5 protein-coding genes are annotated in these 6,878 nt (G+C 45.6%); 4 read left to right on the forward strand and 1 reads right to left on the reverse strand.

The window, feature by feature from the left end; all coding sequences use genetic code 11:
* Positions 1 to 9: 9 nt before the first annotated feature.
* Entirely contained in the window at positions 10 to 1,071 is a 1,062-nt protein-coding gene (locus tag D9742_RS21010; protein WP_130238138.1) for a YncE family protein, read from the forward strand.
* Positions 1,072 to 1,193: 122 nt separating this feature from the next.
* Here the strand turns inward: D9742_RS21010 and ansP are convergent, their stop codons facing one another.
* Entirely contained in the window at positions 1,194 to 2,693 is a 1,500-nt protein-coding gene (ansP, locus tag D9742_RS21015; RefSeq protein ID WP_205712879.1) for an L-asparagine permease, read from the reverse strand.
* A 974-nt stretch (positions 2,694 to 3,667) separates the two neighbouring features.
* Between ansP and D9742_RS21025 the strand changes: the two genes are divergently transcribed.
* From D9742_RS21025 to tssI, 3 genes are all read left to right on the forward strand, one after another.
* Positions 3,668 to 4,198, forward strand: a complete 531-nt coding sequence (locus tag D9742_RS21025) for a type IV secretion protein Rhs (protein ID WP_130238139.1) — start codon at positions 3,668 to 3,670, stop codon at positions 4,196 to 4,198.
* Positions 4,195 to 4,551 (forward strand): hypothetical protein, encoded by a 357-nt coding sequence (locus D9742_RS21030; RefSeq protein ID WP_130238140.1) that lies wholly within the window; start codon positions 4,195 to 4,197, stop codon positions 4,549 to 4,551. The genes D9742_RS21025 and D9742_RS21030 overlap by 4 nt, the downstream gene beginning before the upstream one ends.
* Before the next feature lie 221 nt (positions 4,552 to 4,772).
* Entirely contained in the window at positions 4,773 to 6,767 is a 1,995-nt protein-coding gene (gene tssI / locus D9742_RS21035; RefSeq protein ID WP_130238141.1) for a type VI secretion system tip protein TssI/VgrG, read from the forward strand.
* The last annotated feature ends 111 nt before the right edge of the window (positions 6,768 to 6,878 follow it).

The raw sequence follows: 6,878 nt of genomic DNA on the forward strand, positions 1-6,878 counted from the left end.
GGAGTCGTCATGCATTTACGTCATCTGTTTTCATCGCGCCTGCGTGGTTCATTACTGTTAGGTTCATTGCTCGTTGCTTCATCATTTAGTACGCAGGCCGCAGAAGAAATGCTGCGTAAAGCGGTAGGTAAAGGTGCCTACGAAATGGCTTATAGCCAGCAGGAGAACGCGCTGTGGCTTGCTACTTCGCAAAGCCGCAAACTGGATAAAGGTGGCGTAGTTTATCGTCTCGATCCAGTCACTCTGGAAGTGACTCAGGCGATCCATAACGATCTCAAGCCGTTTGGCGCTACCATTAACAACGCTACTCAAACATTGTGGTTTGGTAACACGGTAAATAGCGCGGTTACGGCGATTGATGCCAAAACGGGAGCGGTGAAAGGGCGCCTGGTGCTGGATGATCGTAAGCGTACGGAAGAGGTGCGCCCGCTGCAACCGCGTGAGCTGGTCGCAGACGATGCCACAAACACCGTTTACATCAGTGGTATTGGTAAAGAGAGCGTGATTTGGGTCGTTGATGGCGAAAATATCAAACTGAAAACCGCCATCCAGAACACTGGTAAAATGAGCACCGGTCTGGCGCTGGATAGTAAAGGCAAACGTCTCTACACCACTAACGCTGACGGCGAATTGATTACCATCGACACCGCCGACAATAAAATCCTCAGCCGTAAAAAGCTTCTGGATGACGGCAAAGAGCACTTCTTTATCAACATCAGCCTTGATACCGCCAACCAGCGTGCATTTATCACTGACTCTAAAGCGGCAGAAGTGTTAGTGGTCGATACCCGTGATGGCAATATTCTGGCGAAGGTTGCGGCACCGGAATCACTGGCTGTGCTGTTTAACCCCGCGCGTAATGAAGCCTATGTGACTCATCGTCAGGCAGGTAAAGTTAGCGTGATTGACGCGAAAACCTACAAGGTAGTTAAAACGTTCGATACGCCGACTCATCCGAACAGTCTGGCTCTTTCTGCCGATGGTAAAACGCTGTATGTCAGTGTGAAACAAAAATCCACTAAACAGCAGGAAGCTACCCAGCCAGACGATGTGATTCGTATAGCGCTGTAATAGACATGGGGGAGTTTGTCTTTCGTAGGCCAGATAAGGCGCTTGCGCCGCATCCGGCACGAACAAAGAGCACCTCGTCAGCAATATGAATTTGCCCGGCTCGTAGCCGGGCAATTTTGCAATTAACTCGCCGTTTCAGGCTTAAATGCAATATCCTGTTTTTCTTTATCTACTTCGACTACGGGCGCAGTGCTGTGAATTTCGGCAACGCGTTTGCGCACACCAAACCAGCCTATAACCAGCAGAATACCGATAATCGGCAGCGCCGCGATGGTATAAGTCCCGTTCGGGTAATCGAACGCCATCAGCACTAGCACGCACAGCAAAAACAGTAGCGTCAGCCACGACGTAAAGGGCGCGCCTGGGAGTTTAAAACTGACATCCGCCGCTTTACCTTCTTTAATGGCCTTACGCAGGCGCATCTGGCAAACAATGATAAACGCCCATGAAGCGATGATTCCCAGCGACGCGAAGTTCAACACAATCTCAAATACGCGCGACGGCACCAGATAGTTGAGGAATACGCCAACGACATAAACGACCAGCGTCGCCAGGATCCCAGCATACGGAACATGCTGGCGACTCATTTTCGCCATAAAACTCGGTGCGGAACCGCCCATCGCCATCGAGCGCAGAATACGCCCGGTGCAGTACAGACCCGAGTTCAGGCTGGAGAGCGCAGCGGTCAGCACCACAATGTTCATAATACTGCCAATGTAAGGCACACCCAGTTTGGAAAAGAACGTCACAAACGGACTTTGCCCAGCCTGATACGCGCTCCACGGCAATAACATAACCAGCAACACCACGGAGCCGACGTAAAACAGGCCAATACGCCAAATCACACTGTTAATCGCTTTAGGCACCATAGTCTGCGGATCCTTACATTCCCCAGCGGCAGTGCCTACCATCTCAATGGAAGCAAAAGCAAACACTACGCCCTGAATCAACACCAAAGCAGGCAGCAGACCGTGCGGGAAGAATCCGCCATTATCGGTAATTAAGTGAAAGCCAGTCGCGTTGCCATCCAGCGGTTGACCGCTACCGAGAAACACCGTACCTACCACCAGGAAAGTAACAATGGCGAGTACTTTAATGAGCGCAAACCAGAACTCCATCTCGGCGAACCATTTCACGCCGATCATGTTCATTGTGCCAACGATAGTCAGCGCGGCAAGCGCAAACACCCACTGCGGTACACCACCAAATGCGCCCCAGTAATGCATATACAGTGCGACGGCGGTGATATCGACAATCCCGGTCATCGCCCAGTTGATGAAGTACATCCAACCGGCAACATAAGCGGCTTTCTCACCCAGAAACTCACGGGCATAGGAGACAAAGCTGCCACTGGAAGGGCGATGCAATACCAGCTCACCCAACGCGCGCAGAATAAAAAACGAAAACAGGCCGCAGATTAAATAGACCAGTGCCAGCGCCGGCCCCGCCATTTGCAGTCGGGCTCCCGCGCCTAAAAACAAACCAGTACCAATCGCACCGCCAATGGCGATCATCTGCACCTGACGATTGCCCATTGCTTTGTGATATCCCTCTTCGTGGGCATTAAGCCAGCGGCGTTTCGCAGCGTGTTGCTCTGAAGTGTCGGTGTTGTGTTTACTCATTGCGCTCCCTGATTGCTTTAATGAAAAAAGTCTTTTATGTCGCCATGAACAATGTTTATTCATCCTGGCGATGACAAGATTCACCATTATTCTTTATGGGTATAACTGTCGGCGCAGAATCCTACCTTTTATCGTGTAACGATGCAAAATAATCCCACTATAAATGTGAGGGGATAAAGGCGGCTGGCGACAAAATAGCAACCTGATGAAATTATGACGGAAACAACCACTATTGGTTCGATGATACTCGACTGTCGCCGACTCTTTAGCCAATCGTTTGTCGCTCTGAGCGCAAGTGGTTGCAGTGGACACTGGTGTGGTTGGTTTTCGCTGATTATCATTGAATAGTGAGGGACCAGCGCATGAGAGGTTTCAGGGGTAATACGCCAAATACCAATACAATTGCTGATTAGAAATGCCAGTTGTCGAGGTCACAGAAAGTGCAAAAAATGTAAAAGTGATATCGGGTGACAATTGTGCTATTGCCCAGCAGAAATTTTTTAAATTAGTACTGTTCCAGGGGCATTACAAACCTTAAAACATTACTTCAATATAATTAATGTGTATATCATTCTTGATATTAATTTATGAAGTGAATTTGATATATTCCGAATTCTTAATTTACATTACTAATGTATGGGGCATAACGTTAAGATGGCTATGTGCAGATTAAGATATCAGGGTGGGGCGGTAGCGTTTACAGATATTAATTAATTGATGAGAGCTATGTTATCCACACAATCATTTACATCAGCTATTGATATTGAAGATAGATAAATAAATATGCTGAGAATTAATGTTAAGGAATCGTAATGGGAAACTTTGATAACTTGCTTTGATTTCATTCTCTATGAAGATGATGTCATCAACACTGCATAAAGTGGAAATGTTGAACATCAAAGAGAACCCTATTTAATAAATAATAACAGAGCGTTTGTGGTTATCTGAAAAATATTATTTCCAGGAGGACGGATATGTCATTAAGGAGAATGACATCTGGTGAATTAACATTGGCCAGATCGATTTTTGAAAATACAATTGATTATAGTAAGGTATGGATCCACAATGAAAAATATTTGCCGGGTCAAGGGGAAAGAACAGCGATGACCCCAAACGGGGAAATGTATTATCCTGATGCTGTTTATAGTTCAGATTTTTCATCGCAAGCAATGCCTGGTTATCGTGAAACAGTAGCAGGTGCTTCTCACTTGTTTATTCATGAAATGATGCATGTTTGGCAATATCAGAAAGGGTATTCAGTTAAGTTGCGTGGTTTATTTTCCTGGGCGGTAAATTATCATTACGATCTTAATTTACAGTCAATATCTTCTTATTCCATGGAACAACAAGCATCTATAGTTGCTGATTATTGGCTATTGATTAACTATGGACTGGTAGCTGATTTGGTAAATGTTAACTATGTAGGTGATACAACTGAATCAGTGGACACTCTATCGAAAAAATACAAAAAGGTGCTTAATTTATTTCCTGCAGGCGTCATATGAAGAGATTCTTTTTGTTTCTCTTTTTGTCGGGATGCACTGTTGGTGATTATGTTCGCCCATTGTTACCCGGTAATGTATATTTACAAGACGGACGGGTTTGTTCAAAACCAGACGATGGGAATATTATTTCAAATTATATTTTATATGAAGGTGAATATGGCAATGAAATAAAACTGAAAAGAGTGACAGGTCAGTTTGAACCCGTATGTATTGACATAAGTGAGCTATCTTCAGATGTTATTTATATCGGAAATTATATGCTCTCTTCCGGAAGTAAAAAAGAATACTATGGTTTTAGCATAATTAGATCCGGAGAACGTATTTTAAGACTTGATGATAATCATATCAAATAACAAATTAAATAATTTTATTAGTTTTATTAATGTGCTTTAGGTGAATATTTTCACCAGGTTAACATGACGGTGCATTCTTCAAGGCATATATGGTTGATAGTATCTTCAGCAGCACGCATAAGTATTGAGATGTCTTATGCCGGCTACGAATATATTGCATATTTTATTCTCTGTAAGATTTCTTATTAGCACTTGGCCATTTCTAGTTAAAAGGATTAATTATGAGTTTTACGGCTACAGATTATCCATCCGGCGCACTAGTTGGATCGGGTACACATAACGTGACTTTGAGCGGCAGTGCAGTTCCTGATGGAATGTTACTGTTTGCAAGTTTAGGGGGTACAGAAACAGTAGGGGAACTATTTACTTATTCTATTAAATTAAAAACTCCTGACACCCTGAACCTGGGCTATGTTTCCCCCGCAGCCAACCTGCAGCTCAAACCGATGGTGGGCAAAGATCTGTGTGTCCATATCGAATTGGATGGCGGCGGAAAACGTTATATCAGCGGGCTTGTGACGGCGGCACGCGTGGCTGGTCACCAGGGACGTTCGGTGGTGTATGAACTGCGGATCGAACCATGGTTAAAAATACTGACCCACACTAGTGACTACAAAGCGTTTCAGAATAAGAACGTGGTGGACATCCTGGACGAGGTACTGGATGAGTACCCCTGGCCCGTGGAAAAACGACTGGTGGAAAATTATCCGACTCGCACCTGGCAGGTGCAGTACGGTGAAACAGATTTCGATTTTATTCAGCGCTTGATGCAGGAGTGGGGTATCTACTGGTGGTTTGAGCACAGCGAGAACAGTCACACGTTAGTGCTGGCTGATGCCATTAATGTCCACAAGACATGCGCAGATTCGCCGCTGGTGTGTTATTACCAGAAAGGGTTGAAACTGGATAAGGAGTTTATCCATACCATCACAGCAAATGAAAGCCTGCGCAGCGGACAGTGGGTGCTGAATGATTTCGACTTTATGAAGCCGCGCTCACTGCTTAAGAGCACCGTGGCTAATCCACGTGAAACCGGCCTTGCTGAATATGAGCACTACGAATGGCCGGGAGACTACTTCACAAAGAGTGAAGGTGAAATGCTGACACGCATCCGCATGGAAGAACAGCGTAGCCCCGGTAGTCGGGTACAGGGCAGCGGTAATATTCGTACCCTGATGACAGGTTTTACCTTCACTCTGGAAAACTATCCGGCAGCCGAAGTGAACCGGGAATATCTGCTGGCACAGACCACGCTATTTATACAGGACAATGCGCAACACAGCGGTCAGGAGCAGCATTTCTCTTACTCAACCAGCTTTGAGTTGCATCCCACCAATGAAGTTTACCGTCCGCAGCGAACCCTGAGCAAACCCCACACCAAAGGCCCGCAGAGCGCCATCGTCACCGGCCCGGCGGGACAGGAAATCTGGACGGATAAATATGGCCGGGTGAAAGTTCAGTTTGGCTGGGATCGTTACGGTAAGAATGATGAAAACAGTTCCTGCTGGGTCCGTGTCAGTTATCCGTGGGCGGGTAAAGGATTCGGTGGTATTCAGATCCCGCGCATTGGTCAGGAAGTTCTAGTGGATTTCAAAAACGGCGATCCGGATTTACCCATTATCGTGGGGCGGACATACAACCAGGACACCATGCCACCATGGGGACTACCGGGCGCAGCGACGCAAAGTGGGTTTTACAGCCACACCATTGGCGGCGGCCCAACGAATGCTAACGCCCTGCGTTTTGAGGATAAAACTGGCGGAGAAGAAGTCTGGTTGCATGCCGAGAAAGATCAACGCATTGAAGTAAATAATAATGAAAGCCACTGGGTGGGGAATAATCGACTTAAAGTTATAGATAAAACAGAAACAGCGATTATTGGTGAGAAGCGTTCTCTTACAGTTCAGACGGATGATATCTCTCTCGCCGGAGGGGATAAAACGATTCAGACCGTACAGAATTTACGCCTTGCTGCGGGAGATTCCATAATTCTTAGCTGCGGGAAAACTATCCTGCAAATGACCAGTGACGGAATATTTAATATAACCTGTAAGAATTTTAATATTACTGCAACAGAGAATGGAAAAATAAATACACAATCAGGGCAGCTTGATTTAAATATGGAAGACAGGACGGCAGATATATCTCCGCCTGGAACATTAGAGAAAACAGCCCTTCAGTCGGCAATAGACGCCACCTTCATGACTAAAAAATAAATAAAACCCCATCAATAAATAATTCATTTATTAAAAAGGACTCATACCAGTATGACGGAGTATTATCTCAATGAAACTGTTGTAACTTTTCCCGGGAATATTATTCAGGAC

It is taken from the genome of Escherichia sp. E1V33, assembly GCF_004211955.1.
Classification (GTDB): domain Bacteria; phylum Pseudomonadota; class Gammaproteobacteria; order Enterobacterales; family Enterobacteriaceae; genus Escherichia.

Excerpts from the sequence above, each read along its gene's own strand:
- D9742_RS21010 (WP_130238138.1), top strand. The coding sequence starts at position 10 with ATGCATTTACGTCATCTGTTTTCATCGCGCCTGCGTGGTTCATTACTG.
- ansP (WP_205712879.1), bottom strand. The coding sequence starts at position 2,693 with ATGAGTAAACACAACACCGACACTTCAGAGCAACACGCTGCGAAACGC.
- D9742_RS21025 (WP_130238139.1), top strand. The coding sequence starts at position 3,668 with ATGTCATTAAGGAGAATGACATCTGGTGAATTAACATTGGCCAGATCG.
- D9742_RS21030 (WP_130238140.1), top strand. The coding sequence starts at position 4,195 with ATGAAGAGATTCTTTTTGTTTCTCTTTTTGTCGGGATGCACTGTTGGT.
- tssI (WP_130238141.1), top strand. The coding sequence starts at position 4,773 with ATGAGTTTTACGGCTACAGATTATCCATCCGGCGCACTAGTTGGATCG.